General features: G+C 67.7%; 1 protein-coding gene. It reads right to left on the minus strand.

Going from position 1 to position 2,904, the window contains the following annotated elements; translation table 11 throughout:
* Nucleotides 1-2,822: serine/threonine-protein kinase (locus VFE28_06290; GenBank protein ID HZM15593.1), on the minus strand; the 2,822-nt coding region annotated here is incomplete at its 3' end.
* Between the last annotated feature and the right edge of the window lie 82 nt (nt 2,823-2,904).

Here is a 2,904-nt window from a genome sequence, read left to right on the forward strand (position 1 = left end):
ATCGGGTGCAGCTCCGGGTCGGGGTCTGTGAAGGTCTGCTGGAAGATCTCCCAGTGCTGCCTCGCCTCCTGCAAGCGCCCCATTCGAGCGTACAGGAGCACCAGCCGCTGGTGTCCGAAGGAGAAGGCCATCCGCGGGGCAGAAAAGTCCGTGCCGCCGCGGAGCGGCGGTGCGATCGCCCGCTCGAAGTAGGTCGCGGCGGAGTCGGGGAGGCCTAAGCGATCGTAGGCCTCGGCCACCATCCAGCGCATGAGCGGCGCCGACTGAAGCAGGACGTATCCCGTGGCCTCGCCCTGCAGGGCCGCCGGGCCGAGGCGGCTCAGAACTTCCTGCCAGCGGCCGGAGCGCGCCGCAATCCAGGCCTCCAGCAGCGTGGGGGTGAATCCCTGGCGGGAAATGTCGGGCGCAGAGCGCGTCCTGACCGTCGCGAGAAGCCGGCGCGCCAGAATCGTATCGCCCGCGGCCGCCGCCCACTGCCCTCGCGTCACCAACCCGGCAGTGGTGCTGTCCCACTGCCCCATCTCTCCTGGAGCGGCCCCAGGTCCGTGCGAGAACACCATGAGCGCGAGCCGCGTCCACTTCAGCTGGTTGCCTCGGAGCGCCTCGCCTTTGGTCTCGGCCACCAACTGCGCCTGGCGAAGTGTCCGATCCGCGGCCGTCACCTCTCCCCGTGAGGCCTGGACCGCTGCCAAGACCGTCGCCGCAGCCTGGCGAGTGTCGTCATCGGCTGACGGAGTGCTCCGCAGCACCGTGGCTAGGCTCTCCGCGGTCGGCCATTGCCCGGCAGCCGCGGCGACATACATGGGGGCTTCCAGGGCAAGCGCCCCTCGGAATCTAGGAACGAGCGCGCGCGCCTCGTCGACGCGGCCGAGCTGGAGCAGGAGAAAGAATTGGGCTCCGAGAACCTGCTGGTTCGGGCCGAACGGGCTAACTCTCTCGGCCGCCCTGGCACTCTCGAGGGCCTCGCTCAGACGGCCTGCCGACGCCAGGCACGCACACCGATTGAGGTGAGCGTACATGCCTTGGGGTGCGAGCTGGACGTTTTGCTCGCTCGCAGCCAGTGCACCGGCCAAATCCCCACTGAGGGAATGGACAGCGGTTGTAACCCAGAGCCGCGCTTCTTCGGTGATCCGCTCAGGGCGGGCAAGAGCCTCACGGAACGCTGCGAGCGCCGAATCCGGCTCGCCCAAGTTCCCGAACGAGAATCCGAGACCCGTCCAAGCGAGCGCGAAGTCGGGATCGAGCCCGAGAGCGCTCCGCCAGCACGTCATGGCGGCGCGGTTGTCACCACCCCCGATCAGGGCTAATGCCCGCTGATGAATCTTGAACGCCTCGAACGACGGCGTGATGGCTAGCATCAGTTCGCGAGTCGCTCGCATCGTGCTCCGGTGCTCGCCCAGCTCCGTGCGGAGCCGCTTGGCGATTCTTCCCACGGTCGGGATCAAGTCTTCTTCATCCCTTGCCGCGTCGCTCACCGACACGAGCACGCGCGCACTGTCCACCTCCACGGCTCTCAAGACGATTGAATACCCCCTGCCCAGGCGTCCCACCCGCCCCTCGAGCACGGTGCGTACCGCGCTTCGGTACGCCAGCTCCCGGGCCAACTCCGCGTCCACACGCGTAGACGAGGGCTTGCCCGCGCTCTGCAGCGCCAAGCGGATCTGGTCGCGCGGGACGGTTGATACGATCGCTGACTGATCCAGTGCCGCAATCACCAGGTCGCCGATGGCCGCCACGACGGAGGAGTCGGCGGCGGGCCCGTCGAACTCGGCGACCAGGATCCAGGCTCTCGTCTCCGGGTCGGGCAGACGGCCAGGGAAGAGCGTCGGGCCGAATCGCCATGCGGCGAACGCCAGGGCGAGAACCGCCGCGGCACCCGCCACGAGCACCCACCGGCGCACGGGTGTGGCGGCCGTGGGCTTCGGGACCTCGTATGCAGGCGACGAACCCGACTCGAGGTCCTTGCGCAGGCGCCTCAAGTCCACCGCCACATCGTCCATGTGCTGGTAGCGGTCCTCCGGACGACGGGCGAGCGCCTTCTCGACGATCCGGTGCAGATCGAGTGGAACTTTGGGTACGAGCTCGTGTACGGGCGGCGGCTGGCTTCTCTGGATCTCCTGGGCGATGTCCGCCGGTTTGGCTCCCCGGAACGGACGTTGCGCCGTGGTCATCTCGTAGAGCACCGTGCCGAAGGAAAAGATGTCGCTCCGGGCATCCAGCTTCTCGCCCCGCACTTGTTCCGGCGACATGTAGGGCAGTGTCCCCGCGATCCGCGTCCGGGTCTCCTCCGGGAGCTTCTCGGTCTGGGTGGAAGCGAGCGAGCCGAATGTCGAGTCGCGCGGTTCGAAGAGGACGGCAAGCCCGAAGTCCACGATCTTCAGTTCGCCCTCGGGCGTGACCAGGATGTTGGCCGGCTTGAGATCGCGGTGGAGGAGTCCCTTGCGGTGCGCGCGGGCGAGGCCCTGCGCCACTTGCTGTCCCCAGTCGGCCACCTTATCCGGCGGCAGAGGTCGGCCATGGAGGATCTTGCTGAGCGACTGCCCCTCGACGTACTCCATCACGATGAAATCCAGGTCGCCCTCGCGCCCCAGTTCGTGGACCTGGACGATGTTGCCGTGGCTGACAGAGGCTGCGAGCCGGGCCTCGTCGAGGAACATCCGCCGGCGCTCCTCGTCGAGGGCGAGGTCGGCGGGGAGCACTTTGATGGCGACCGTGCGGCTGAGGACCGTGTCCTCGGCCTTCCAGACCACACCCATCCCGCCCTCGCCGATCTTCTCGACGAGCCGGTAGTGGGAGAGCAGCTGGCCGCCTTCGGCTCCCAAGAAACCTCCGTTCGCTCAACAAGGCTGCGTAACAAAGCTGAGAGAGGAGGGTAGACGTAGCGGCTGAAGCCCGCAACACGGC

The organism is Candidatus Krumholzibacteriia bacterium, assembly GCA_035649275.1.
In the GTDB taxonomy this organism is placed as follows: Bacteria; Krumholzibacteriota; Krumholzibacteriia.